The organism is Bradyrhizobium manausense, assembly GCF_018129685.1.
GTDB classification, from domain to species: domain Bacteria; phylum Pseudomonadota; class Alphaproteobacteria; order Rhizobiales; family Xanthobacteraceae; genus Bradyrhizobium; species Bradyrhizobium manausense_D.
The window spans coordinates 174,781-200,441 of the sequence record NZ_JAFCLG010000007.1 but is presented as its reverse complement, the minus strand read 5'-3'; the positions used below and the strand labels follow the sequence as shown (position 1 = coordinate 200,441).

At 63.7% G+C, this 25,661-nt stretch carries 24 protein-coding genes and 1 tRNA gene; 17 read left to right on the top strand and 8 right to left on the bottom strand.

The features are described from left to right. The first annotated feature begins 5 nt into the window (after positions 1 to 5). Complete coding sequence (locus JQ621_RS19145; RefSeq protein ID WP_212236215.1) at positions 6 to 2,234, top strand: ATP-binding protein; 2,229 nt, start codon at positions 6 to 8, stop codon at positions 2,232 to 2,234. 8 nt (positions 2,235 to 2,242) lie between these two features. Here the strand turns inward: JQ621_RS19145 and JQ621_RS19140 are convergent, their stop codons facing one another. The 3 genes from JQ621_RS19140 to JQ621_RS19130 all read right to left on the bottom strand — a co-directional run bounded on the left by JQ621_RS19140 (position 2,243) and on the right by JQ621_RS19130 (position 5,805). Then, positions 2,243 to 3,853, bottom strand: a complete 1,611-nt coding sequence (locus JQ621_RS19140; RefSeq protein WP_212236214.1) for an acyl-CoA synthetase — start codon at positions 3,851 to 3,853, stop codon at positions 2,243 to 2,245. A gap of 123 nt (positions 3,854 to 3,976) precedes the next feature. Next, positions 3,977 to 5,116 carry an epoxide hydrolase family protein gene (locus JQ621_RS19135; RefSeq protein ID WP_212236213.1) on the bottom strand — a complete coding sequence of 380 codons (1,140 nt, stop codon included), beginning with the start codon at positions 5,114 to 5,116 and terminating at the stop codon, positions 3,977 to 3,979. Positions 5,117 to 5,349: 233 nt separating this feature from the next. Beyond that, on the bottom strand, positions 5,350 to 5,805 hold the full coding sequence (locus tag JQ621_RS19130; RefSeq protein ID WP_212236212.1) for a GatB/YqeY domain-containing protein: 456 nt from the start codon (positions 5,803 to 5,805) through the stop codon (positions 5,350 to 5,352). Positions 5,806 to 6,029: 224 nt separating this feature from the next. Between JQ621_RS19130 and carA the strand changes: the two genes are divergently transcribed. Further along, positions 6,030 to 7,220: a glutamine-hydrolyzing carbamoyl-phosphate synthase small subunit gene (carA, locus tag JQ621_RS19125; RefSeq protein WP_212236211.1), complete on the top strand. Its 1,191-nt coding sequence runs from the start codon at positions 6,030 to 6,032 to the stop codon at positions 7,218 to 7,220. A gap of 40 nt (positions 7,221 to 7,260) precedes the next feature. Here carA and JQ621_RS19120 read toward each other — a convergent pair whose 3' ends face one another. Further along, positions 7,261 to 7,476, bottom strand: coding sequence for a hypothetical protein (locus tag JQ621_RS19120; RefSeq protein WP_212236210.1), 216 nt, complete (start codon positions 7,474 to 7,476; stop codon positions 7,261 to 7,263). A gap of 142 nt (positions 7,477 to 7,618) precedes the next feature. Here JQ621_RS19120 and JQ621_RS19115 point away from each other — a divergent pair, with 142 nt between their 5' ends. Further along, on the top strand, positions 7,619 to 8,143 hold the full coding sequence (locus JQ621_RS19115; RefSeq protein WP_212236209.1) for a cupin domain-containing protein: 525 nt from the start codon (positions 7,619 to 7,621) through the stop codon (positions 8,141 to 8,143). Positions 8,144 to 8,314: 171 nt separating this feature from the next. Here the strand turns inward: JQ621_RS19115 and JQ621_RS19110 are convergent, their stop codons facing one another. After that, positions 8,315 to 8,839, bottom strand: coding sequence for a Dps family protein (locus JQ621_RS19110; RefSeq protein ID WP_212236208.1), 525 nt, complete (start codon positions 8,837 to 8,839; stop codon positions 8,315 to 8,317). Positions 8,840 to 8,944: 105 nt separating this feature from the next. On the opposite strand from JQ621_RS19110, the gene JQ621_RS19105 reads away from it, so the two are divergent. The 5 genes from JQ621_RS19105 to JQ621_RS19085 all read left to right on the top strand — a co-directional run bounded on the left by JQ621_RS19105 (position 8,945) and on the right by JQ621_RS19085 (position 14,878). Further along, positions 8,945 to 9,646 carry a class I SAM-dependent methyltransferase gene (locus JQ621_RS19105; RefSeq protein WP_212236207.1) on the top strand — a complete coding sequence of 234 codons (702 nt, stop codon included), beginning with the start codon at positions 8,945 to 8,947 and terminating at the stop codon, positions 9,644 to 9,646. A 54-nt stretch (positions 9,647 to 9,700) separates the two neighbouring features. Beyond that, positions 9,701 to 9,776 (top strand) — tRNA-Ala (locus tag JQ621_RS19100). 433 nt (positions 9,777 to 10,209) lie between these two features. After that, positions 10,210 to 13,674 carry a carbamoyl-phosphate synthase large subunit gene (gene carB / locus JQ621_RS19095; protein WP_212236206.1) on the top strand — a complete coding sequence of 1,155 codons (3,465 nt, stop codon included), beginning with the start codon at positions 10,210 to 10,212 and terminating at the stop codon, positions 13,672 to 13,674. A 204-nt stretch (positions 13,675 to 13,878) separates the two neighbouring features. Then, positions 13,879 to 14,352 (top strand): transcription elongation factor GreA, encoded by a 474-nt coding sequence (gene greA, locus JQ621_RS19090; protein ID WP_212236205.1) that lies wholly within the window; start codon positions 13,879 to 13,881, stop codon positions 14,350 to 14,352. A gap of 136 nt (positions 14,353 to 14,488) precedes the next feature. After that, positions 14,489 to 14,878 carry a DoxX family protein gene (locus JQ621_RS19085; protein ID WP_212236329.1) on the top strand — a complete coding sequence of 130 codons (390 nt, stop codon included), beginning with the start codon at positions 14,489 to 14,491 and terminating at the stop codon, positions 14,876 to 14,878. A 10-nt stretch (positions 14,879 to 14,888) separates the two neighbouring features. Here the strand turns inward: JQ621_RS19085 and JQ621_RS19080 are convergent, their stop codons facing one another. Next, positions 14,889 to 15,368, bottom strand: coding sequence for an Lrp/AsnC family transcriptional regulator (locus tag JQ621_RS19080; RefSeq protein WP_212236204.1), 480 nt, complete (start codon positions 15,366 to 15,368; stop codon positions 14,889 to 14,891). 266 nt (positions 15,369 to 15,634) lie between these two features. Here JQ621_RS19080 and trxB point away from each other — a divergent pair, with 266 nt between their 5' ends. From trxB to JQ621_RS19055, 5 genes are all read left to right on the top strand, one after another. Next, on the top strand, positions 15,635 to 16,600 hold the full coding sequence (gene trxB, locus JQ621_RS19075; RefSeq protein ID WP_212236203.1) for a thioredoxin-disulfide reductase: 966 nt from the start codon (positions 15,635 to 15,637) through the stop codon (positions 16,598 to 16,600). A 5-nt stretch (positions 16,601 to 16,605) separates the two neighbouring features. Continuing rightward, positions 16,606 to 17,529 carry a LysR family transcriptional regulator gene (locus tag JQ621_RS19070; RefSeq protein ID WP_187436649.1) on the top strand — a complete coding sequence of 308 codons (924 nt, stop codon included), beginning with the start codon at positions 16,606 to 16,608 and terminating at the stop codon, positions 17,527 to 17,529. A gap of 457 nt (positions 17,530 to 17,986) precedes the next feature. Beyond that, the gene (locus JQ621_RS19065) at positions 17,987 to 18,895 is read left to right on the top strand and encodes a 4-hydroxy-tetrahydrodipicolinate synthase family protein (RefSeq protein WP_212236202.1); all 909 of its coding nucleotides are present in this window, start codon (positions 17,987 to 17,989) and stop codon (positions 18,893 to 18,895) included. Between the two features lie 167 nt (positions 18,896 to 19,062). Next, the gene (locus JQ621_RS19060; RefSeq protein WP_212236201.1) at positions 19,063 to 19,212 is read left to right on the top strand and encodes a hypothetical protein; all 150 of its coding nucleotides are present in this window, start codon (positions 19,063 to 19,065) and stop codon (positions 19,210 to 19,212) included. Between the two features lie 129 nt (positions 19,213 to 19,341). Beyond that, entirely contained in the window at positions 19,342 to 19,509 is a 168-nt protein-coding gene (locus JQ621_RS19055; RefSeq protein WP_212236338.1) for a hypothetical protein, read from the top strand. Between the two features lie 153 nt (positions 19,510 to 19,662). Here the strand turns inward: JQ621_RS19055 and JQ621_RS19050 are convergent, their stop codons facing one another. Then, positions 19,663 to 20,340 (bottom strand): ParA family protein, encoded by a 678-nt coding sequence (locus JQ621_RS19050; RefSeq protein ID WP_212236328.1) that lies wholly within the window; start codon positions 20,338 to 20,340, stop codon positions 19,663 to 19,665. A gap of 409 nt (positions 20,341 to 20,749) precedes the next feature. After that, positions 20,750 to 21,079 (bottom strand): hypothetical protein, encoded by a 330-nt coding sequence (locus JQ621_RS19045; RefSeq protein ID WP_249125385.1) that lies wholly within the window; start codon positions 21,077 to 21,079, stop codon positions 20,750 to 20,752. A 500-nt stretch (positions 21,080 to 21,579) separates the two neighbouring features. On the opposite strand from JQ621_RS19045, the gene JQ621_RS19040 reads away from it, so the two are divergent. The 4 genes from JQ621_RS19040 (at position 21,580) to JQ621_RS19025 (ending at position 25,586) form a co-directional block, all read left to right on the top strand. After that, positions 21,580 to 22,515: an AEC family transporter gene (locus tag JQ621_RS19040; protein WP_212236199.1), complete on the top strand. Its 936-nt coding sequence runs from the start codon at positions 21,580 to 21,582 to the stop codon at positions 22,513 to 22,515. A 179-nt stretch (positions 22,516 to 22,694) separates the two neighbouring features. Next, positions 22,695 to 23,081: a nuclear transport factor 2 family protein gene (locus JQ621_RS19035; protein ID WP_249125384.1), complete on the top strand. Its 387-nt coding sequence runs from the start codon at positions 22,695 to 22,697 to the stop codon at positions 23,079 to 23,081. A gap of 237 nt (positions 23,082 to 23,318) precedes the next feature. Further along, entirely contained in the window at positions 23,319 to 24,470 is a 1,152-nt protein-coding gene (locus tag JQ621_RS19030; protein WP_212236197.1) for a C45 family autoproteolytic acyltransferase/hydolase, read from the top strand. A gap of 210 nt (positions 24,471 to 24,680) precedes the next feature. Beyond that, positions 24,681 to 25,586 (top strand): hypothetical protein, encoded by a 906-nt coding sequence (locus JQ621_RS19025; protein ID WP_212236196.1) that lies wholly within the window; start codon positions 24,681 to 24,683, stop codon positions 25,584 to 25,586. The last annotated feature ends 75 nt before the right edge of the window (positions 25,587 to 25,661 follow it).

The window sequence follows — 25,661 nt, the reverse complement described above, 5'->3', positions numbered from 1 at the left end:
GATCGATGAGCCTGCGTAGCCGGTTACTGATCCTCGTCATCGCGGCCATGCTGGTGCCGGCGAGCCTCGTTGGCTTGCGGTTCGCGCAGAACCGCACCAGCGAGATCAACGCGGCGCTGGCCAATCTGGCTGCTTCGGCTGACGACATCGCTAGCGATCTCGACGAGAAGATTCAGGGCACCGCGCAGCTTCACTATGGCCTCGCACGTGCCCGCGACGTCGACACGCGCGACAAGGCGGCATGCTCGGCGTTTCTATCCGACGTGCGCGAGGAATATCCGCAGTTCACGGGCATTCTGACCATCGACCCCGACGGCAGCCTGTTCTGCGACTCGCTCCGGACCAACCGCACGCTCGATCTGAACGATCGTGCCTATTTCAAGCAGGCGAAGGTCTCGCAGGGTACTGTTGCCGTGGAGCCCGTGTTCGGCCGGCTCACCGGCATATCAGTGCTGCAGATCGCCTATCCCGTGCGCTCAGACACCGGCGCGCTTAAATTCGTCCTGCTCGCCTCGTTCAACCTGAACAAGTTCGCGGAGTTTCACGACAAGCGCTTGCTCGCCGAAAAGGAGATCCTGTTCGTCGACAGCAAGGGAACGATCCTCGTCGCCCCCAACAAGGGTGGCTGGAGTGAGCCCGTCGGCGCGTCAATCGCCGGCTCCGATCTGTTCCGCTTTGCGGTATCGTCCGATCGCCAATCGTCTCGCGAGGTGACCGATCGCGAGGGCCGCACGCAGGTCTGGGCCGTCGCACGCTCGCCGTCGATCCGCAAGGCCGGCCTCTATATCCTGGTCGGACGCTCCAAGGACGGACTGGTGGCGGCAGCCAACCGGCGGCTCTACGAAGACATGGCAATCCTCGCGGTGGCCTCGCTGCTGCTGCTCGGCGGAGTCTGGATCCTTGCGACCGTCAGCGTCGGACGCCAGGTCGGACGGCTTGCCATGATGGCGAAGCGGCTCGGGCTCGGCGATCTCAGCGCACGCATTCCGCCGCCACATCCTCGCGGTGAGCTCGGCGGATTGATGACCCTGCTCAACGGCACCGCCGAGTCGCTCGAGCAGCAGCGCGCCGCCATCGCCGACCTCAGCCACAAGCTCAGCCAGTCCCAGAAGATGGAGGCGATGGGCCAGCTCACCGGCGGCGTGGCGCACGATTTCAACAATTTGCTGACCATTATTCTCGGCAACTCCGAGCATCTCGCCGACAGGCTGGCGGACAACAAGGAGCTGCACCGGATCGCCAGCGACATTGCGACCGCCGCCGAGCGCGGCTCCGACCTGACACGCAGCTTGCTCGCCTTTGCACGCAAACAGCCGCTGCGGCCGCGCGAGATCGACATCGCCGAGAAGATCGTCGGCATGGAGCAACTGTTGCGCCGCTCGCTCGGCGGGCACATCGAATGCAGCTTCGCCTTCGCAACGGATTTGTGGCTGACCAGCGTCGATCCGGGACAGCTCACAACCGCCCTGCTCAACCTCGTGCTCAACGCGCGTGACGCGATGCCTGACGGTGGCAGGCTGAAGGTCGAGGTCGGCAATATTTCGCTCGATCCATCCGATCTCGACGTCAACGGCGAGCCGCGACCCGGGGACTACGTCATGGTGGCCGTGACGGATACCGGCTGTGGCATGCCCGCGGACGTCGCAAGCCGTGCGTTCGAGCCGTTCTTCACCACCAAGGAAGTCGGCAAGGGCACGGGGCTCGGCCTGAGCATGGTTTATGGGTTTGCGCAGCAGTCCGGCGGTCTCGTGCAACTACAGTCCGAACCGGGCAAGGGCAGCGTCGTCAGGCTGTTCTTCCCCCGGATCGCCGCAACGCCGAACGAGACTCCGGCCCTCGCCGAACCGATCGTCGCGCCCGACGGAAACGAGACCATCCTCGTCGTCGAGGACGACGACATGGTGCGGGCCTATGTCGAGAGCGAATTGCGGACGCTCGGCTACCGCGTCATCGCGACGTCGAACGGGCCGGCAGCGCTGGAGGTGTTGCGCCAGTCCGGGGAGATCGATCTGTTGCTCACCGACGTGGTGATGCCCGGCGGCATGTTCGGGCCGGAGCTCGCGTCACAGGCAATCGCCTTGCGGCCCGGCCTCAAGGTGCTCTTCACCTCCGGCTACAGCCAGACCCCGGTCAAGACACCCCTCGGGCTCGACGCCCGCATTCTGACCAAACCGTTCAAGCGGCAGGAGCTTGCCGCGATGCTGCGGTCTGCTCTGTCGGCATCCTTGCGTTAGACTGCGGCTTACCCCTTCGCCCGCAATTCGCGCCGCAGCACCTTGCCTGTCGCCGTCATCGGCAAGGTCTCGGCGAACTCAACGAAGCGCGGATATTCGTGCGCTGCAAGCTGCACCTTCACGAACTCCTGGATCTCGCGCGCGAGCGCGTCACCAGCGGCAAAACCCGGGCGCAGCACAATCCAGGCCTTGATCGATTCCGTGCGGATCGGATCGGGAATGCCGACCACCGCCGCCATCGCCACTGACGGATGCTTCATCAGCGTGTGCTCGATCTCGGACGGGCCGACACGGTAGCCGGCGGTGGTGATGACGTCGTCCTCGCGGCTGACATACCAGAAATAGCCGTCTTCATCCTGGACACCGAGATCGCCGGTGAGCAGAAACTCGCCGGCATATTTCTTCGCCGTCGCCTCCGGATTGCGCCAGTATTCCAGCATGGTCACCGGGCACGGCTGGCGCACGCCGATGATGCCGCGCTGGCCGCGCGGCTGCTCCTCGCCCTTGTCGTTGACGATCCGGACGTCGAAACCCGGCGTCGCCTTGCCCATCGAACCGGGGCGGATCGGAAACAGGTTCGAGTTGCTGCCGATCACGAGATTGCATTCGGTCTGGCCGAACACTTCGTGCGCATCGACACCAAACGTCTCGCGCACCCAGCCGAGCAGCTCGCCGCCGAGCGATTCACCGCCGGTGAAGATGCTGCGCAGCTTGACGCCCGCGTGCTTCACCCCGGCCTGCCGCATCAGCTTGAGCGCCGTCGGCGGCAGGAAGACGTTGCGGACGCCGAGATCGGCCATCATCTGCATCGCCGCCTGCGGCTCGAATTTTCGCGCACGATGGCCGACCAGCGGAATGCCGTGATACCAGAACGAGAGCAGGCCGTTGATGAGGCCGCCGATCCAGGCCCAATCCGCCGGCGTCCACATCAGGTCGCCGGGTTTGGGAAGGAAGTTGTGGCACATCTCGACATTGGGGAGGTGGCCGAGCACGACGCGATGCGCGTGCAGCGCGCCCTTGGGATTGCCCGTTGTGCCTGACGTATAGATGATCAGCGCGGGATCGTCGGCGGACGTGTCGACGCGCGTGAAGTCGGGCGATGCGCTCTTCACCGCATCCCAGAATGATCTGGTGCCTGCGGGCACCCGCCCCCCGACGACATAGATCGTCTTCAGATCCGGCAGCCGATCGCGAATTTTCGCCAGCTTCTCCCAACCGCCTTCGTCGGTGACAACAGCCTTGGCCTGCGAATTCGACAGGCGAAACTCGAGCGCATCCTCGCCGAACAGCGCGAACAGCGGGATCGAGATCATGGCGGAACGAAACGCCGCCATATGCGCGATCGGCAATTCCAGCGACTGCGACAGGAACACCGCGACGCGGTCGCCGCGTGCGAGCCCATCTGCTTTCAGCACATTGGCAAAGCGGCGCGACGCATCAGCGACCTCGTCGAAGGAGGTCCGCGTGGTGGCACCGTTCTCGTCGACATAGACAAGCGCGAGCCGACCTGTGCCGTCGGCATGGCGGTCGCAGCAGGCCTCCGCCATGTTGAAGCGCGCAGGGATGTTCCAGCGGAAGTTGCGATAGAGCTCGTCGTAGGTCCCGGCTTCGGTCAGCATGGTCGTTTCCCGGCAGCGGCGTCATGGCCGGGCATGTCCCGGCCATCCACGTTCTTCTTGATTGGCAGCCAGTTTAAGCGCGTGGATGCCCGGGACAAGCCCGGGCATGACGGAGAGAGCGTTTCACCGCACCGTGGCAAAGAATTTCCTGACATCGCGCACGAACAGCTCCGGCTGCTCGAAGGCGGCGAAGTGCCCGCCTCTCTCCATCTCGCTCCAATGGGTGATGTTGGAGAAGCTCGGCTCCATCCAGCGCCGCACCGGCGTGATGATCTCCTTGGGGAACACGGCCACACCCGTTGGCACTTTCACGGCCGGCGTCGTGCGGCGTTTGCCGAAACTTTCCCAATAAAGCCGCGCCGACGAGGTCGCCGTCTCGGTCGTCCAATAGAGCATGACGTTGTCGAGCAGCTCGTCCTTGGTGAAGATGTTCTCGGGGTGGCCATTGCAATCGGTCCAGGCCCAGAACTTTTCCAGGATCCAGGCCGCCTGCCCGCTCGGCGAATCCGTCAGCCCATAGCCGAGTGTCTGCGGCCGGGTCGATTGCTGCTTGGAATAGCCGGAGTCGAGATCGACATAATGCTTGAGGCCGGCCAGCGCGCGTTTCTCTTCCGCCGTCGGCTCACCATCGACTTTCGGCGCCGCGTTGAAAGCGAGCGTGATGTGGATGCCGGCGCAGTGCTCGGCGTCCTGGCTACCCAGCGAGGTCGTCACCGCCGAGCCCCAGTCGCCCCCTTGTGCGCCGTACCTGGGATAGCCGAGCCGATCCATCAGCTTCGCCCAGGTCGCGGCGATGCGGTCAACGCCCCAGCCCGTCGTCTTGGGCTTCGCCGAGAAGCCGAAACCCGGCAGCGACGGACAGATCACGTGAAACGCGTCCGCGGGCTTGCCGCCATGGGCGCAAGGATCGGTGAGCGGTGAAATCACCTTCTGGAATTCGACGATCGAGCCCGGCCAGCCATGGGTGATGATCAGCGGCAGCGCGTCCGGCTCCTTCGAGCGCACATGCAGGAAATGGATGTCCTGCCCGTCAATCTCGGTGATGAACTGATCGAAGCGATTGAGTTTTGCCTCGCGCGCGCGCCAATCGTAGCCGTTCGCCCAGTAGGCGCAGATCTGCTGGATCCACTTCAGCGGCGCGCCCTGGCTCCAGTCGTCGACCAGCTCCGCCTCCGGCCAGCGCGTGCGGGCAAGGCGCGATTTGAGGTCGGACAGGACGTCGTCGCTGATGGCGATGCGGAACGGTTTGATGGCGGTGGTCATTTCGGCGGCCTCACCGGTTTTTTCTTGCGGAAGAGACTAGACCGGATAGCAGCCCAGACAAAGGCACCCATCCTCCCCTGGAGGGGGAGGATCGGTTGGCATGCAGCGAAGCGGAATGCAAACCGAGGTGGGGTGACGGTCTCTCCATTGATGCGGTGCCCGAGTTGAGAGATCACCCCACCCCGCTCGCGCTACGCGCGATCGACCCTCCCCCTCCAGGGGAGGGTGACGGCTCAACCCGACAGCGCGGCCTTCACGAGACCCGAGGCCTTGCCGAAATCCATCTGTCCGGCGTATTTCGCGCGCAACACGGCAATCACCTTGCCCATGTCCTTCATGCCGGCGGCCCCTGTTTCGGAGATGGCGCCCGCGATCGCCTTGTTGACCTCGTCGTCGGACATCTGCTTCGGCAAGTACGCCGAGATCACCGCGATCTCCTCCCGCTCCTGGGCGGCGAGCTCGGCGCGACCGCCCTTGTCGTAGAGCTCGACCGACTCCTGGCGCTGCTTGATCATCTTCTGGAAGACGCCGAGCAGGTCGGCATCCGACAGCGGCGGCTTGCCCTGGCCGCGGGCGTCGATGTCCGCATTCTTGATGGTCGAGTTCATCATGCGCAGCGTGGAGAGCTTGCGCTCGTCCTTGGCCTTCATGGCCTCCTTGACCGCATTGTTGATGTCATCGCGCAGCATGATCGTGATCCTCTCAATCCGTTGCGCCTGATCTAAGCCGTTTGCGGGAAAGAGGCCATACCGGGCCTATGGTTCATTGTTTCCGATCCGGCGGCCGAAACTGCGCAAAAATTACCGGTTCCAGCTTAAGTGCCTGAAGCGACCTGTCAAATATGCAAAAACGCATGTGAATCCGCCGTTTCCTGCTTTGACGGGCGCGTGTGGGGGGCTTATGAAGCGGGCTCATGACACAACATGACAACGATCCTGCCTGGCCGGACCATAAACCGACCGCGCTCCTCGTGCTCGCCGATGGCACGGTGCTCGAAGGCTTTGGTCTCGGCGCCGAAGGTCACGCCGTCGGTGAAGTCTGCTTCAACACCGCGATGACCGGCTATGAGGAGATTCTCACCGATCCCTCCTATGCCGGCCAGCTCATCACCTTCACCTTCCCGCATATCGGCAATGTCGGTACCAACGAGGAAGACATCGAGACGGTGAACATGGCCGCGACGCCGGGCGCGCGCGGCGTGATCCTGCGGACCGCGATCACCGATCCCTCGAACTACCGCGCCACCAAGCATCTCGATGCCTGGCTCAAGGCGCGCGGCATCATCGGCCTCTCCGGCATCGACACGCGCGCGCTGACCGCGCTGATCCGCTCAAAGGGCATGCCCAACGCCGTGATCGCGCATGCCAGGAACGGCGAGTTCGACCTGCATGGCTTGAAGGAAGAGGCGCGCGAATGGCCCGGCCTCGAGGGCATGGACCTCGTGCCGATGGTCACCTCCGGCCAGCGCTTCACTTGGGACGAGACGCCATGGCTGTGGGACAAGGGCTTTGGCCGGCAGGACACGCCCGAGTTCAACGTCGTCGCCATCGATTACGGCATCAAGCGCAACATTCTGCGCCTGCTCGCCGGCGTCGGCTGCAAGGTGACGGTGGTGCCGGCGACGACCTCGTCCGCAGACATTCTGGCGATGAAGCCGGATGGTGTGTTCCTGTCGAACGGCCCGGGCGATCCGGCCGCGACCGGCAAATACGCCGTGCCCGTGATCCAGGACGTCATCAAGTCGGGCACGCCGACCTTCGGCATCTGCCTCGGTCACCAGATGCTTGGCCTTGCCGTCGGCGCGAAGACCAAGAAGATGCATCAGGGCCATCACGGCGCCAATCATCCCGTGAAGGACGAGACCACCGGCAAGGTCGAGATCACCTCGATGAACCACGGTTTCGCGGTGGACGAGACCACGCTGCCCAAGGGCGCAACACAGACGCACGTCTCGCTGTTCGACGGCTCCAATTGCGGCATCCAGCTCGATGGCAGGCCGGTGTTCTCGGTGCAGTATCACCCCGAGGCCTCGCCCGGTCCGCGCGACTCGCACTATTTGTTCCAGCGCTTCGCCGACCTGATGCGGCAGAAGAAGAGCGCGTAAGCCCGAAGACGCCGGCGGACTCCTGCGCCGGTCATCATCGTCACGGACGCATGAACATGAAGTCCGTGTCGGGATCGCAATTCTCGGCGACGAAGCGCAGCTCCGCCTGGATGTCGGCGACGGACCTCGTCTGAAGATATTTCGAGATCACGAGATTGAGCAAAGCGCGGCAGACCGCTTCAGGTCCGAGGCCAGACGTTTCGGCCTCATTGATGGCCGCCGAAAAATGGCGCTGCGCAACATCGGATGCGTACATGGCGTTCCATCCCTTATCTCTATGGATGGATGCCCTTGAACGGCCGGCTGCACCTTGATCTCGGTCAAGCCAGCCTATCGATGCAGGAACCAGGGCGCCCGCACCGTCTTGATTCCCTGAATCTTTTGCTGCTGGAGCCCCCATGTCCGTCGTCCGCGATTTCGCCGAGCCGCTCGCCATTGTGTTCGAGGATGATGGCCTCGTACCGAACAACATTCTCCCCTTTCTGGTCTACCAGGGCGCGGTGATGCTCGATCCCAAGCGGCCGGAACAGACCATCGAAAACCTGTTCGAAACGAACGATTGGGGCGGCACGTGGCGCAACGGCGTCTACGACTATCTGCATTACCATGCGACCGTGCATGAGGTGCTCGGTGTCGCGCGCGGCCATGCCCGCGTCCGCTTCGGCGGCGATCATGGCCGGGAGCTGGAGATCAAGGCGGGCGATGTCGCGATCCTGCCGGCTGGCACCGGGCATCAATGCATCAAGGCGAGCGATGATTTCTGCGTGATCGGCGCTTATCCGCCGGGATCGAAGATGGAGGTTACGCGGCCGACGCCGGAGAACCATGCCGAGGCGCTGAAGACGATTCCGAACGTCGCACGCCCCCCCGCCGATCCGGTGACGGGAAAGGAGGGGGCGTTGATGCGGTTGTGGCGGAGTTAGCCCGCTCGTTCAACAAACTCCGCCGTCGTCCCGGCGAAGGCCGGGACCCATACCCCCAGGGAGAAGTTGGACGTGAGATGAGCGTAGGGGGAATCTTCGCCAAACCAACCTTCGTGGTTATGCGTCCCGGCCTTCGCCGGGACGACGTCGTGGATGCGGCCCGACCTGAAACTACGCCTCGTTCGCGCCTTCCTGCCGTGTCGCCTCGAACAAGAACCAGGTCCGCCGCTCGGTCTCGTCGATGAAGTTCTCGAGGAGGCTGGCGCTGGCGACGTCGCCGGCGTCGTCGCAGACCTCGTGCGCTTTGCGCATCGCGCTGGCGACATGCTTGTTGTCCTGCATCAGCTCGCGCAGCATCTCGCGCGGCGGGACGTAGTCCTCGTTGTTGTCCTTGATGGTCTGGAGCTTGGCGACCTGGCCGATCGACTTCAGCGTGGTGCCGCCGATCTTGCGGACGCGTTCGGCGAGCTGGTCCGTCGTGGCGAAGATCTGGTCCGACTGCTCGTCGAGCAGCAGGTGATAGTCGCGAAAATGGCGGCCGCTGATATGCCAGTGGAAATTCTTGGTCTTGAGGTACAGCGCGAAGGCGTCGGCCAGAAGCACGTTGAGCGCCTCCGAGACCTTTTTGACCGCCTGCGGCTGCAAATCGGTGGGGGTGTCGAGATCGGGCGATACCTTGCTGGGGGCTTTGCTCACGGGAAACCTTCCTGTTAGGACGCGGACATTGACGGCGCGCCGTCGCACCCCTAACGCAAGGCGGGCAGCGCGGTTCCCGGGCAGGGAACCGCTGGGCGGGATACAATGGAAGATTGGATCGATTATTACGACTCGACGCACACGATCTATGTCAGCAAGCTGCATCGCGATTTGCACTTCCAGATCATCGCGCGAGACATCATCGGCTACATTACCTCGCCCGAGGCGACCGTGCTGGACTATGCCTGCGGCGAGGCGCTCTCAGCGGGCCAGGTTGCCGCTGCCTGCGGCAAGCTGATCCTCGCCGAGCCGGCGCCGGGCGTGCGCGGCCGGCTCATTGCGCGCTTTGCGCCCAACACCAAGATCCGCGTCCGCTCGCTCGACGACGTCCGCAAGATGCAGGCCGAGTCGATCGACCTCGTCGTGATGAACTCGGTCGCGCAATACATGACGGCGGAGGAGCTCGATGCCGCGCTCCTCAACGTCAGGCGGATCCTGAAACCATCCGGCAAGCTCGTGCTCGGCGACATCCTCCAGCCTCATGTCGGCATGGGCAGAGACGTGGCCGCGCTGCTCTCCTTTGGTCTGCGTCACGGCTTCCTGAAGGATGCGCTGATCGGGCTCATCAGCACCGCGCTGTCGGATTACCGCCATCTGCGCTCGCGCATCGGATTGCAGCGCTACAGCGAGGACGAGATCACGGCCAAGCTGAAGGCAGCAGGGTTCGCGAGCCAGCGTGCCAACACCAATATCGGCCACAATCGCTGGCGCATGACCTTCATCGCCCGGCCGCCTTTGGTGCGTTAAGCATAACGACCACCCGAGATAGCATGTCGCACCTCGATCGGACATGATCGCCGCGGCCCGGTGGCGGAAGCGTCTACGCGAGAGCAGTGCATTGCTCTTCATCCTGGTTCAAATCCAGGCCGGGCCTCCAGCCTTCGCGTATCCTGCGTCGCCGGAGCGAAGTGGAAGGCATCTCGCAACCGCGCGCCTGGCCTCGGGTCAGAACACGTTGTTATCCCAAGACTTTTGCGCGCTACTGCCCGGGATCGGCCTCGCCGGCATGGCGACGGCTGGTTCTGCTGTCCCTGATTGTGAAGCTGGTGCCCCGGCGCGACCTGTTGCACGGTTTCCCCTTGTGCCTCGGCGATGAACCTCGGCTTCGCGTCGGTGCATCCCGACATGGCCGGCAGGCGCGGCCGAAACCGGTCAAATTGCCGGTTGATGGGCATTTTTCGGGGTTTCGCCGCCCCGAAAACTGGTCTAAGACCCACCCGCGCGCGAGGGAAGACCCCGCGCTCTCGCACAAGGGGACGCGCGGCAAGCGCGCCCTTTTTTTGTGCCCAGATTCCAGCCCGCGAGCGGTGATGCCTAAACGAACCGACATCTCGACCATCCTGATCATCGGCGCCGGTCCCATCGTGATCGGCCAGGCCTGCGAGTTCGACTATTCGGGCACGCAGGCGGTGAAGACGCTGAAGGAGGAGGGCTACCGCATCGTCCTCGTCAATTCCAATCCGGCCACGATCATGACCGATCCGGAACTGGCCGATGCGACCTATATCGAGCCGATCACGCCGGAGATCGTCGCCAAGATCATCGAGAAGGAACGTCACGTCATTCCCGGCGGCTTCGCGCTGCTGCCAACCATGGGCGGACAGACCGCGCTGAACTGCGCGCTGTCGCTGCGTCGGCAGGGCACGCTGGACAAGTTCGACGTCGAGATGATCGGCGCGACGGCCGATGCGATCGACAAGGCGGAAGACCGCCAGCTGTTCCGCGAGGCCATGACCAAGATCGGTCTCGAGACGCCGAAGTCGCGTCTCGCCAACGCCTCCGAGCTGAAGAAGTCGTTCCGCGACAAATATCATGCCGAGCGCGAGAAGCTGTCGGGCGCCGCGCTCGAAGAGCTCGATCGGCAGTGGACCCTCGGCGAGAATGACCGCCGCAAGCGCTACCAGGAATATGCTTTCGGCCAGGCCATGATGGCGCTGTCCGAGATCGGACTTCCGGCGATCATCCGCCCCTCCTTCACCATGGGCGGCACCGGCGGCGGCATCGCCTACAACAAGGAAGAGTTCCTCGACATCATCGAGCGCGGTCTTGACGCATCCCCCACCAACGAAGTCCTGATCGAGGAATCCGTTCTCGGCTGGAAAGAGTTCGAGATGGAGGTGGTGCGCGACAAGAACGACAATTGCATCATCGTCTGCTCGATCGAGAATTTCGATCCGATGGGCGTGCACACCGGCGACTCGATCACGGTGGCGCCGGCGCTGACGCTGACGGACAAGGAATACCAGATCATGCGCGACGCCTCGCTGGCGGTGCTGCGCGAGATCGGCGTCGAGACCGGCGGCTCCAACGTGCAGTTCGGCGTCAATCCCGAGGACGGCCGCATGGTCGTCATCGAGATGAATCCGCGCGTGTCGCGGTCGTCAGCGCTGGCCTCGAAAGCCACCGGCTTTCCGATCGCCAAGGTCGCAGCCAAGCTCGCGGTCGGCTACACGCTCGACGAAATCGCCAACGACATCACCGGCGGCGCGACACCGGCCTCGTTCGAGCCGACGATCGACTACGTGGTGACCAAGATTCCGCGCTTCGCCTTCGAGAAATTTCCGGGCGCCTCCTCCACGCTGACGACCTCGATGAAGTCCGTCGGCGAGGTCATGGCGATCGGCCGCACCTTCCAGGAAAGCCTGCAAAAGGCGCTGCGCGGGCTCGAGACCGGCCTCACCGGCCTCGACGAGATCGAGATCGAGGGCCTCGGTCGCGACGACGACAAGAACGCGATCCGCGCCGCGCTCGGCACGCCGACGCCGAACCGCATTCTCCAGGTCGCGCAAGCCATGCGGCTCGGCTGGTCGAACGAGGACATCTTCAACTCGTGCAAGATCGATCCGTGGTTCCTCGGCGAGATGCGCCGCATCGTCGACATGGAGGAAAAGGTCAGGAAGCACGGCCTGCCCGGCAACGCCTTCGGCATGCGCACGCTCAAGGCCATGGGCTTCTCGGACGCGCGCCTTGCGGTGCTCGCCCAGACGACCGAGGCCGAGATCACCGCCAAGCGCCACGCGCTCGGCGTCCGTCCGGTCTACAAGCGCATCGATACGTGCGCGGCCGAATTCGCGTCACCCACCGCCTACATGTACTCGACCTACGAGTCGCCGTTTGCAGGCAGCGCCGCCGACGAGAGCGCGCCATCGGACAAGAAGAAGGTCATCATCCTCGGCGGCGGCCCGAATCGTATCGGCCAGGGCATCGAGTTCGACTATTGCTGCTGTCACGCCTGCTTCGCGCTGCATGACGCCGGCTACGAATCCATCATGGTCAACTGCAACCCGGAAACGGTGTCGACCGACTACGACACCGCCGACCGGCTGTACTTCGAGCCGCTCACGGCCGAGGACGTGCTAGAAATCATCGCGAAGGAACGGAGCAACGGCACGCTTCACGGCGTGATCGTGCAGTTCGGCGGCCAGACCCCGCTGAAGCTCGCGCGGGCGCTGGAAGCCGCCGAAGTGCCGATCCTCGGCACCTCGCCCGACGCCATCGACCTCGCCGAAGACCGCGACCGCTTCAAGCGCGTGCTCGACAAGCTGCGTCTCAAGCAGCCGAAGAACGGCATCGCCTATTCGGTCGAGCAGGCCCGCCTCGTCGCGACCGATCTCGGCCTGCCGCTGGTGGTACGCCCGTCCTACGTGCTCGGCGGCCGTGCGATGCAGATCATCCGCGAGGAGAACCAGCTCAGCGACTACCTGCTCGGCACGCTGCCGGAGCTGGTGCCCGCCGACGTCAAGGCGCGCTACCCGAACGACAAGACCGGGCAGATCAACACCGTGCTCGGCAAGAATCCGTTGCTGTTCGACCGTTATCTGTCCGACGCGACCGAAATCGACGTCGACTGCCTTAGCGACGGCAAGGACACCTTCATCGTCGGTATCATGGAGCATATCGAGGAAGCCGGCATCCACTCCGGTGACTCCGCCTGCTCGCTGCCGCCGCACTCGCTCGGGCCCGAGATGATCGCGGAGCTGGAGCGGCAGACGCGCGAGCTCGCGCTCGGCCTCGACGTTGTCGGCCTGATGAACGTGCAATATGCGATCAAGGACGGCGAGATCTACGTGCTCGAGGTCAATCCGCGCGCCTCGCGCACCGTGCCGTTCGTCGCCAAGGTGATCGGTACGCCGGTCGCAAAGATCGCCGCCCGCATCATGGCCGGCGAGAAGCTCGCCGACTTCAAATTGAAGAAGGCGGACTTCAAGCATGTCGGCGTGAAGGAATCGGTATTTCCGTTCGCCCGCTTTCCCGGCGTCGACACGGTGCTCGGTCCGGAGATGCGCTCGACCGGCGAGGTCATGGGCATCGACCGCTCCTTTGCGGTTGCTTTTGCCAAGAGCCAGCTCGGCGGCGGCACGCGGGTGCCGCGCAAGGGCACGGTGTTCGTCTCGGTGCGCGAGAGCGACAAGACGCGCATTGCCGAAGCCGTTCGCGAATTGCATTCGCTCGGCTTCAAGGTACTGGCGACCTCGGGCACGGCGCGCTTCCTGACCGATGAGGGCATCCCGACCGAGAAGGTGAACAAGGTGCTGGAGGGACGGCCGCACATCGTCGACGCCATCACCAATGGCGACGTCCAGCTGGTTTTCAACACCACCGAAGGCCCGCAGGCGCTTGCCGACAGCCGATCGCTGCGGCGCGCGGCCCTCTTGCATAAAGTGCCGTATTACACCACTCTTTCCGGGGCCGTGGCGGCCGCGCAGGGCATCCGCGCCTATCTGGGCGGGGACCTTGAGGTTCGGACCCTGCAGAGCTACTTTTCGGAAACCTGATCGCGAGCGGCAGATCAGCTGCCGCTAAGTGATTGGCAATGAAGCCACAATGGCCGGAGGAACTGTCCGGCCATGTGGTTGTTCTGTTCCGGCGCCAGACCCACATAACGTTCCGGGGCCTCGAGTTCGGGGCCCGGACACACTGACGAATCAAGGTTGGCGCGCCCCTGTGACGGGGCGCGCGACTGGAGAACGAGAGAAGCGATGGAAAAGGTTCCGATGACTGCGAGCGGCTTTGCCGCACTCGGGGAAGAATTGAAGAAGCGCCAGTCCGAGGACCGTCCGCGCATCATCGAGCATATCGCGGAGGCGCGCTCGCACGGCGACCTCTCCGAAAATGCTGAATATCATGCGGCGAAGGAAGAGCAGTCCCACAATGAGGGCCGCATCGCCGAGCTCGAGGACAAGCTCGCGCGCGCAGATATCATCGACATCTCCAAGCTCTCCGGCGACACCATCAAGTTCGGCGCGACCGTGACGCTGGTCGACGAGGACACCGAGAAGAAGGCCGTGTGGCAGATCGTCGGCGAGGTCGAGGCCGACGCCAAGAAGGGCCGGATCTCCATCACCTCGCCGCTGGCGCGCGCGCTGATCGGCAAGAAAAAGGGCTCCACCGTCGAGGTCAACGCACCCGGCGGCGCCAAGGCCTATGAGATCACCAAGGTAGAGTGGCGGTAATCCACTCCGCAAGGACTGCTGGAAAAGCCGCGCGGAGCGCGGCTTTTTTGTTTCGCGATGTTTCCATGGCGCGATTGTGAACAGCAGCGTCCTCCGTCATGCTCGGCGCTATTGAGCCAGGGAGGATACGATGGACATCGATCGCATCATCGCGCGAAACCAGCCTTATCTGCTCAGCCTCTTCCGCTTCGTCACAGGGCTGCTGCTGTTTCACTACGGCGTCGCCAAATTGTTCAAGTTTCCACCGGTGGAGATGTTTGCCGACGTCACGCCGTTGTCGCTCTGGGGCGTTGCCGGGATGTTCGAATTCGCGGCTGGGGGTCTCTTGACGATTGGCCTCTTCACGCGACCGGCGGCCTTCATCCTTTCGGGTGAGATGGCTTTCGCCTATTTCATCGAGCATCTGCCGCACAGCTTCTTTCCCGTCGTGAACGACGGCGCGCTGGCGATCGTGCTGTGCTTTGGGTGCCTCTTCCTCGCAGCCGCCGGCGGTGGCCCGATTAGCGTGGATGCGATGCGGCGGTGACCCGTCGTTGCTACCGCCGTCCCTTCACATCCAGCGGCACGGCCGCCTCGTACTTCGAATTGTGCAGCACCAATGACGTGCGCACGTTGCGCACATGCGGTGCTGCGGTCAGGTGCGTCACAAAGTCCTGAAAGGTCGCCATGTCGGGGGCGACGCATTTGAGAATGAAGTCCACTTCACCGGACAGCATCCAGCACTCCCGGACCAGCGGCTCGGCACGGACGAACTCTTCGAAGGCACGCAAATCCGCTTCAGCCTGGCTGGAAAGATGCACGGCGGCGAACACCGTGACGTCGAAACCGAGCTTTCGCGCATCCAGCAGCCCGCGGTAGCCCTGGATATAGCCCTCCTCCTCCAGCGTCCGGACCCGGCGCAGGCAAGGCGGGGGCGAAATACCGACCCGTTTGGCGAGCTCGACATTGGTGATTCGACCGTCGGCCTGGATCTCGGCGAGAATTTTGAGGTCGATCTCGTCTAGGTTCCGCGACACGTGATTGGAACTCCTCGCCTTAATGGCGGTATTGGGTGGATCTGTCGCAATCCTCATAGCCAGTCTGCTTTAAATGAGCAATTTTATTGCGCGGACTGCGTAATGGACTTTTGTTCCTTGTTGGAAAAATCCGCCGACAGGGAATGCAATTCTTGCATAGCTCACCAGAAGGCTTAGATTAGCTCTGATATTTCAGCGCCTCCGCGAGGCCTCCCGGCACGTTCCGCGCCCGCGCTGCAGATTCCCCGTGAAAGGCGTCCATCGAAATGTCCGCTCCTGTTCATGCAAAGGTCGTGATTATTGGCTCCGGGCCCGCTGGCTACACCGCGGCGATCTACGCCGCGCGCGCGATGCTCGAGCCGATCCTGATCCAGGGCATCCAGGCGGGCGGTCAGCTCACCATCACGACCGACGTCGAGAACTATCCGGGCTTCGCCGACGTGATCCAGGGCCCCTGGCTGATGGAGCAGATGGAGAAGCAGGCAGTCCATGTCGGCACCAGGATCGTCTCCGACCTCGTCATCAAGCTCGACACCTCGCAGCGGCCGTTCCGCCTCACCTGCGATTCGGGCGATGTCTATCTCGCCGAAACCGTGATCCTCGCCACCGGCGCCCAGGCGCGCTGGCTCGGGCTGCCGTCCGAGGCGAAATTCCAGGGCGGCGGCGTCTCGGCATGCGCCACCTGCGACGGTTTCTTCTACCGGAACAAGGAGGTCGTGGTGGTCGGCGGCGGCAATACCGCGGTCGAGGAAGCGCTGTACCTGACCAACCATGCCTCGCAGGTCACCATCGTGCACCGCCGCGATCATTTCCGCGCCGAGCGCATCCTGCAGGAGCGCCTGTTCAAGCACCCCAAGATCAAGGTGGTCTGGGACTCCGCGATCGACGAGATCTGCGGCACCGAGAGCCCGAACAAGGTGACCCATGTGCGCCTCAAGAACATCAAGACCGGCGCGCTGACGGATGTGAAGACCGACGGCGTCTTCATCGCCATCGGCCACGCGCCGGCGACCGAGCTGGTGAAAGACACGGTCAAACTGAAACCGTCGGGCTATGTCGAGGTCGCCCCGAACTCGACCGCGACCTCCGTGCCCGGCCTGTTCGCCGCCGGTGACGTCGCCGACGAAACCTACCGCCAGGCCGTGACGGCCGCAGGCCTCGGCTGCATGGCAGCGCTCGAGGCCGAACGTTTCTTGGCCCTGCGCGCCAGCGAGCGCGCGGCAGCGGAATAGCGATCATGCCTCGAACACGCGACGGATTTACGGATATGGATTGGGACAAGCTGAAGGTGTTTCACGCGGCGGCGGAAGCGGGAAGCTTCACGCATGCGGGAGAGCAACTCGGCCTGTCGCAATCGGCGGTGTCACGCCAGGTCTCGGCGCTGGAGCAGGAGCTCTCGGTCTCGCTGTTCCATCGCCACGCCCGCGGCCTGATCCTCACCGAACAGGGCGACCTGTTGTTCCGCACTGCGCATGACGTGTTCATGCAACTGCAGGCGGCGCGCGCAAAACTGACCGACAGCCGCGAGCGGCCGAGCGGCGACCTCAAGATCACGACCACCCCCGGCGTCGGCATCAACTGGTTGATCCCGCGGCTGGGTGAATTCACCGCGCTCTATCCCGAAATCCGGATCTCGTTGATCGTCACCGACGAGGAGCTGGACCTGTCGATGCGCGAGGCGGACGTTGCGATCCGCACCCGCAAGCCGACACAGCCGGATCTCATTCAGCGCAAGCTTTTCGCGATGGGCTTCCATGCCTATTGCTCGCCCGACTACATCAAGCGCTTCGGCACGCCGCGCACGCTGGAGGAACTCGACTCGCACCGCATCATCACGCTCTCCGACGGCAACTTCGCGCCTCATTTGCAGAACCGCAACTGGCTGATCGAAGCCGGCCGCAACGGCTCGGGTCCGCGCGAGGCCTATTTCAAGGTCAACAACATCCTTGGTCTCGTGCGTGCCTGTCAGCAGGGGCTCGGCATCGCAGCGCTGCCGGATTATTTGATCGAGGAACAGAGCCGCCTCGTCCAGCTGTTCGGCGAATCTGATTCGATCCAGCTCGATACGTATTTCGTCTATCCGGAAGAGCTGAAGACGGTCGCGCGCGTGCAGGTGTTCCGTGACTTCGTGGTCAGCAAGGCGCAGCGTTGGCCGTCCTGATTTCCGCATGACTGACATGCGACCTCGACGGTTGCTGCATGCCGCGGGTCAAGCCCATAATGTTTTCACGCTGAGCCTTCGCGTTGCGCATTTGTCCCCCTCCTCCAGTGGCGCGGGAGTTCAGTAATCCCTCTTGGAAGGTGATTGTGTCGGCCTCACGTGGCCAATACCTAAGCCGGGCCTTCGGGTCCGGCTTTTTTTCTGCCTAATTTTCTGCTCAAAATGGCTTTCGCCTTCCGCGTGTATTGACAGTCCTGGGCATACCCCGCATCATTTGCGAATGATCACGAAGTCGTGCGCAATCGTCTCGAAAAAAAGCCCCCATCAGGGGACCTCGGATTTCTGCGCGCGCTAGACTGACTTCGTCATCGCTGCCTAATCCCGAAAGCCCCGCCACCTGGACGGGGTTTTTTCATGTGCCCTCCGTCTCAGGTTCATCTTGAGAAGGAGCAGGAACATGACTGATTTGCGAACCCGCATGCACGGGCTGTGGCTGCCGCTGGTGACGCCGTTTCGCGACGGCCGTCTGGACGAGATATCGCTGCGCCGGCTGACGCGGCACTACGCCGCGCAAAGCATCGAGGGCTTCATTCTGGGGGCAACCTCCGGCGAAGGCATGACGCTGCGGGACGCCGAGCTCGAACGGCTCGTCGCCATCGTGCGCGATGAAATGGCGGCCGGACGCCGCTCCGTTCCGATCGGGCTCGGACTGTCGGGCGCGGACACATCGCGGATGAAGGAGCGGCTGGACGAGACCGCGGACTGGCCGATCGATTTCTATCTGATCGCGAGCCCCTATTACGTCCGGCCCTCGCAGCGGGGGATATCGGCGCATTTCCAGGCGCTGGCCGATCACGCTGCCTGGCCGCTCGCGCTCTACAACATTCCCTATCGCTGCGCCGTCGGCATCACCAACCAGACCATACTGCGGCTCGCCGAGCATCCCAACATCATCGGACTGAAGGATTGCGGCGCAAGCCGCGAGCAGTCGATCGCGCTCTTGCGTGACCGGCCGAAGGGCTTTCAAGTCCTCACCGGCGAGGATGCGAATTACTTCGAGGCGCTCGGCGACGGCGCCGATGGCGGCATCCTGCTCTCGGCGCATCTGGAGACGGCAACCTTCGCCGCCGTCTACCGCGAGCAGAAGCAAGGCAACCCTGATGCGGCCGAGGCGCGCTGGCAGGAGGTCGCGGCGCTGACGCGGCTGTTGTTCGCAGAGCCAAGCCCCGCGCCGGCGAAGTACTGGCTGTGGCGAGCCGGCCTGATCGACAGCCCGGAAGTGCGCCTGCCGATGGTGGAAGTGAGCAGCGAGCTCGCCGCCACGCTGGACCGCGAGATCGAGCGGCGGGCGAAAGTCGCAGCGTAGGTCCTCCCTCGCCTCTCCCCGATTGCGGTGAGAGGCAGCCAGAGAGCGCGCCTGTTGGTTAACCGCGCGCCAACGCCCTTCGCAGCTGCCGCATGGCGCGTCCACGCCTCGTTTACGCAAGGGTGCCTATCGTTCCCCCGCAAAGTTTTCAAACAGGGGGAATGACAATGGGGCAACGCCTTCGCCCGACTGCGGCGGAAATGTTCGCGCCTGCCGATTTCTTGCAGGGAATTCTGCTGGTGTCGTCGTTCGGCTTCTGGGCCGTGATGCTCGGCCTGATGCCGGTGCTGCTGTTTCGGGTCTGGCTCGCGGGCTGACGAAGCCTGCATGCATGGTTAATCGCGGGCTCGCGATTGCGTTCAAATGCGAGCGGGCCCGCGGGCCGGAATCTTAAAACATCCGGCGTATCATTCGTCCCCATAAGCGAAGAAATCGCGGGGGCGATCTTGAACAATCAGAACGATATGGTGCCGTATTACGGCGCCACGCAAAGCATCGACGACGCCGGACAGCAGGGCTTTTCAACCGAAGACATTCTCTGGGCCATCGGCATCTGGTCGGTGATCCTGACGCTGTCGCCGGTCATCGTGTTCTACATGCTGATGGTGGCGTAACTTCCGTCACCCGTCATTCCGGATCGACCGAAGGGCGAATCCGGAATCTCGAGATTCCGGGTTGCGCTGCGCGCCCCCGGAATGACGGCTGGCGGCAAAAACGCAAAACGCGCGGGACACCGCGCGTTTGTCGTCCGGGGAATGATTGACGAATTATGCCGCCTGCTTGTGCATTGCGCCTGTAGCCGACGCCGTGCCGCGAATGGCTTTCACTGAACGCTCGATCGCTGCCCACAGCCTTGCAATTTCCTGAGCCGCACGGCTCTCGGCCTGATACTCGCGCGCGCCTTCGCCGTGACTGAGCGCCATCAACAAATCCGAACGATTGGTGATCTGACCGCCCCACACCGGAGCGCGGAACTTGGCCAGCGCCTCGCGGGCGATGGTGACGATCGGGCTTTCGGATTCGTCGCGGCGGGCCGGCGCGCCGTTGAGCACGACCGCGTAGGGCTTGCGCGCCGCGCGGCACATCTGGATGGTTTCCTGCACCGCGTTGACGTCGAACACGCCAGGGCGTGCCGGGATGACCACCATCGTCGCGTTCTTGATGGCGTCGTCGACCACGGCCGACAGATTCGGCGGCGTGTCGATCAGCACCCACTCGTAACCGTCGCGCTTGGCAGCGGAGACGATGCCGCTGACCGAATTCACCGCCGCCTTGATCGGCGGTTCGTTGGTGCCACGCAGCTTGTGCCACAGCGTGAGCGAGCCTTGCGGATCCGCATCGACGAGCAGAATAGGCTTGGTCGCCTTGATCTGCGCGGCGAGATGCGCGGCCAGGGTACTCTTGCCCGAGCCGCCTTTACGCGATGCAAAAACAATAACGTTCATACCTCTGGCCTCCAGATTGACCCCAGGCGGCGAAAATGAATCACCGCGCTGATTCGTGAAAGAAAAATTTATCGGTAGTTGTGTCGGAGCCACGAAATAACAAGACGTGTTGGCTTTTGAGTCACACTGCCTTGCGACGACAGACATGAACCGTCATGAATTGCCGTTCACGCGGCCAATCGTTCGTCTTTTCAAGCACTCACGCGGATAAATTCGCGGCACAACCTCGCCGCGCAAATCGTTGCGGCGCTTTTTTCATCAGGCACGTCGGCAATTGCTGCAGGCAGGCGCGCGCGAGGCGCGAACAAAACGAGTCCGGTGGCTGTCGCGTGGCTGATGGCCCCTTGAGTCAAATGGACGCAAGGGCCGGAGGCGAGGTTTCAGGGCGGGAACGCGGGAGGCGGGTCAGCTAGCCGTCGTCGGTCTTTTTCTTGGCCGGCTTCGTCTTCTTCGCGGTTTTGGACGAGGTCTTGGACGACGACTTGGCTTTCGGCGCGATGCTGGTCGGTGCGCCGGCGCTCCGCTCCGGTCCGCGGCGGAAGAACACCGCGCATGGCGGCGACAGTTGCGCCTTCTTCTGGATCATGCAGGCGGTGATGGCGTCGACGTTCGGAACGAACTCGCCGCACAGCCGCATCGCATCGGGCGTGCAGGCCTGCTGCTCCTCGGGCGTGTAGGCAAGACCAGCGCCCGGCTGCACCAGGGCGGCGAGCGCCAGCCCAAAGGTCGCAGCAGCCATGAACCTAGCAGCCATGAACCTGGCAGCTATCAACTTAACAGCCATGGACGTCTTGACGCGAGATACCGGCATCGATCCCCCCAGAAGGTCTCATCGTGGCGCAGTGTGGGTGAACCGGCGCTGGTTGGCAACGCGGCGGGGGACGAAAGGTCTGACGTGTGCGGTCTTGGCAACAGCCAGGGCGGTTGCGGGCGCCCCGCTGTCGTCACCCGCTTTCAGCGGGTGACCCAGTGACTGTCCGACGTCCCCCGGAAGGCCGCGGCGGACTGGACTCCCCGCCTGGTCGGCGGATGACAGCGGCGGGAGGGATAGCCCCCTCGCCCCAAGCCGCCAAAACAACCCCATGCACAGTAGCAGGCCGCTGAACCATCTCACGAATCTTCGAGAGTTACGGATTTTACGAATTTTCCTTTGACTCGTCGGGCAAAACACCGGCATGATGGCAGGATCGAGAGGCGCGTGGGGTGGTCGGCCGAAATCCCCGTGAGGGGGAGGACCGCATGGCCACCGTGTTGATCGTCGCACCGGTGTTTGCGCTGATCGCGGCCGGCTATGCGGCGGTGCTGTTTCGCTTCGTCTCCGAGGGCGCGCACAAGGGCATCTCCGAATTCGCCTTCAGCATCGCGATCCCCGCGCTGCTGTTTCGCACCATCGTCGTCTCGGAATTCCCCGACGTCAGCCCTTACAGGATGTGGGGCGCCTATTACGGCGCGCTCGCCATCACCTGGATCGCGGCGCTGGCGATCTCGGCATTGATCCGAGAACGGCGGGAGGATCGCGAGGACGGCGTCGTGTTCGCGATCGGCTCGGTCTACGGCAACATCGTCATGCTCGGCATTCCGCTGGTGATCTCAGCGCTCGGCAACGAGGCGGCAGGCCCGATGTCGCTGATCCTGTCGGTGAACACGCCGCTGCTCTGGCTCTGCGGCATCCTGCAGATGGAGCTCGTCAGCCGCAAGCGGACGGGCTCGGTGATCTCGGTGCTCAGGCCCATCCTGACCGATCTCGCGCGCAACCCGCTGATGCTGGGAATCGGCTTCGGCGTGATCTGGCGCTTCACGGGGCTCGGCCTCACCCCCGTCGTCGACAAGACGATCGAGCTGCTCGCGCAGGCGGGCTCGCCGGCCGCGCTGATCGCGCTCGGCATCAGCCTGTTTCGCTTCGAGGTAAAGGGCGAGATGGGAAGCGTCGCCGCGATGAGCGCATTGAAGCTGCTGGCGATGCCGGCGGTGGCGTTCGCAATGGCAAAGCTGCTGAACCTGCCGCCTGTTGTGACCGGCGTCGTCGTGCTGTTCGCGGCGATGCCGACCGGCGCGAACGCCTACATCTTCGCGGTCCAGTATCAGCGCATGGTGAACCCGGTCTCGGGCGCGGTGGCGCTGTGCACGCTGCTGGCGGCGGTGACGCTGCCGGTGGTGGTGATGGTGGTCAGGTAGGACCGCTGCGCTGGAGAACCTGACATCGGCTGACGTCATGGGGTTTGGTGCGACGTCACCGAAATACCGATGGTGATGGCCGCGGCCGGTCAGCCGCGCCGTGACTTTGCCTTCGCACGCAAAGGTAGCTATTCTGCGACGACACACATCAGGGGGAGGCTGATATGGATCGCGAGGACATGCTCGGCGTCATCACGCGCGCTTACGCCGCGCGCGCGGCCGGTGACCTGGAAGGCCTGGTGGCGGCGTTTCATCCCGAAGGCACGTTCAACCTGATCGGCGACAGGAAAGCGCTGCACCTGACAGGCAGCTTTCAGGGGCACGCGCTCCTGCTGGAAGCCTTCGGTCAGTTCACGGCCCATTTCGCCTTCGAGCAGCGCGAGATCCTGACCGAACTGGTCGAGGGCGATCATGCGGCCATCCGCTCCCGCCTTGTCATCCGCTACCGCCCCAACAAGAAGGTTTTCACCACCGAACTGCTGGACCTCTTCAGGTTTCAGGATGGCAAGATCATCGAGCTGATCGAGTTCGCGGACACCGCGCTGATCAAGGCCATCGTCGCCTGACGTAGGGTGACATTGGATTGTAGCGATGCGGCGGCATCGGCACTAGGCTCCCTCCCCCGCTTGCGGGGGAGGGTTGGGGAGAGGGTGTCTCCGCGTTGGGGTTGTTGAAAATTTTCCGACCATGTCCCCGCGCGGCGAGAGCCCTCACCCGCCGCGCAAGACGATGCTTCGCATCGCCTGGGCGCGTCGGCCTCTCCCGCAAGCGGGAGAGGCTGAGCAAGCCCGTGGAAAATCCCCGTGAAACATACGCGATTGCGTCCCGGCTTTTCCCCATGGGACAGTGCGGGCGCGATTCCCCAGGGCATTACGATGGCGTCCGCTCCAAAAATGCTCCGCGTCAATCTCGTGCAGTGCCGCGGCGCGCCTTACGAGGTTGGCCTCGCCCAGGCGGATGCCTTTGCGGCGACGCTGAAGGGCAAGGCGTTTCTCCGCCGGAAGACTGTGCGGTTGCCATGGTGGTTCGATGTTCGCACCGAGGAGCGTGCGTTCAGGACCTATGCTCCGGCATTGTGGGAGGAGATCGTCGGGATCGCCGAAGGACTCGGTATCCCGCTGGAGCGCGCGGTCGCTCATTTCGGCAATGACGGCTTGCGGATGCCGACGGGCGGCTGCTCGGCCGTCATGAGCGGCGGCGTCTACGGCCGCAACTATGATTTCTGGCCGCGCGGCTACGAGGCGCGCTTTGCGCTGATCCAGGTGCACGGCAGCTACGCCAGCATCGGCGGCACCCACCAGCTGACGGGACGCCTGGACGGCATGAACGAGCACGGCCTGTCCATCGGGCTGCATCTGGTGCGGGCGCGACCGCGATCGCCCGGCCTCACCAGCACGTTGCTGATCAGGCGGGTGCTCGACAGCTGCGCGACGACGTCGGAGGCCATCGCCTTTCTGCGCCGCACGCCCCACGCCATGAGTTACAATTATTCGCTGCTCGATGCCGGCGGCGCGGCGGCGGTGGTCGAGGCCGGGGCCGGCGCGGTCGCGGTGCGCCGCGGCGACTGGCTCGCCTGCACCAACCATTTCCAGTCGACGCAACTGAGGCGACTTAACCGCCGCGCCGCGCACTCGATCGACCGGCTGCCGCCGCTCGAAAGCTGGGCCGCGCGCGCGCTCAGCGCCGAACAAACCTTCAGCGCGCTGAACCTCTCGACCTCGCCGGCCTTCCACAATTACGGCAACGCCCAGACGCTGCACACAATCGTCGCCGAGCCGGGCAAGCGACGGCTCCTGATCGGCATCGGCGGCGATGCCGCCGCGCTCGAGGAGGACATGCTGGATGTTGATTTCGGGAAGTGGGTGAGTGGGGAGGATCTGCCGACGAAGCAGCTCAAGGGGCAGCTCGGTTTGGGGAGGAGGATGGTGCGACAGAGGAAGAGAAGGGTGAGCTAGGAGCTGCGATGACAGGGCGCGAAATTCGCCCTGAGGATAGCGCGCGCTGCTGTGTCGGGAATTTTGTGCACTGTCACCGTAATGCCAGCGCGTAGGGTGGGTTAGCGGAGCGTAACCCACCACTTCTGCTGCTGCAGATACTAAAGAGGTGGGTTACGCCTTCGGCTAACCCACCCTACTGTACGACGCGTTGACCGAAGGAGACCGATCTTGCGCCTGCCATGGCCGCTTCTGTTCGGATATGCCGTCGTCAGCAATTGGTTCGTGACCATACCGCTGGCGCTCGCGCTGGCATTTGCCGCCTGGTACGGCTCGCCTTGGATGGGCGGACTTCGGTTTGTATTGATCGCCTGTGCCGCCTTGCTGACATTGCCATTTCCCGCGGCCGGCGCCCTCTATCTTTACCAGAGCTACGACGCAACCAGATACTGGCGCACGCTCGAGATCGCCGAGACCATCGCTGATTTGCCGTTACCGGCCGGCAGCAAAATCCAGTTCGCCGACAAGGCGCATTCCATCGTCGAGATGATCGAGCTGCCGCACGTGACCGAGATCCTCGGCATGCGGCTCACGGGAACGCTCAAGCCGTGGAAGAGACAGGGCAATGACGTCACGCATTGGGGCGGCGATCTCCACGGCTATCAAATCATCAGCGGATTGCCATGCAAAGGCGGACCCTACGCGAACGACCGCTGCGGCGGCGTTCTGTTCGACAAGGCCGGTACGCTCTACCGCTTCACGCTCGGTGCGCCGCACGAGCTGCTCGGGCTAAAGCTGCCAGCCCACACAACGATCCGGCGCGGCAACGACATCGAACCCTGGAGCTTCCTTCTCCCGGCGAGCGGAGCCTACATCCCGGTGCTGGAAACGATGGCCCCGGGCGGCGTCACGCTGGACGTCGCCGGTGATGGGCGGCTCGTGCGGATCGGCTCGGGACACGGCCAGACTATCGTGCTTCGCGGTGTGCCCTTGAACAGCAGGAGCTTCGAGGTGCGGGACGGGACCGTCGTCTCACAGCTCGCCGAACCATTCTCCGTCGCTGGCGAAATGCGACCCGCCGCCACGTCTGTGCGGATCAGATTGGATACGGGAGAGATGTCGGTCATGAGCGGGTGATGCGATCCCCCGCTGCTCGGTGGGCATTGCTGAATAACGGTGATAGTACTGCTTGAAGCGGCTTGACTGCGTCTG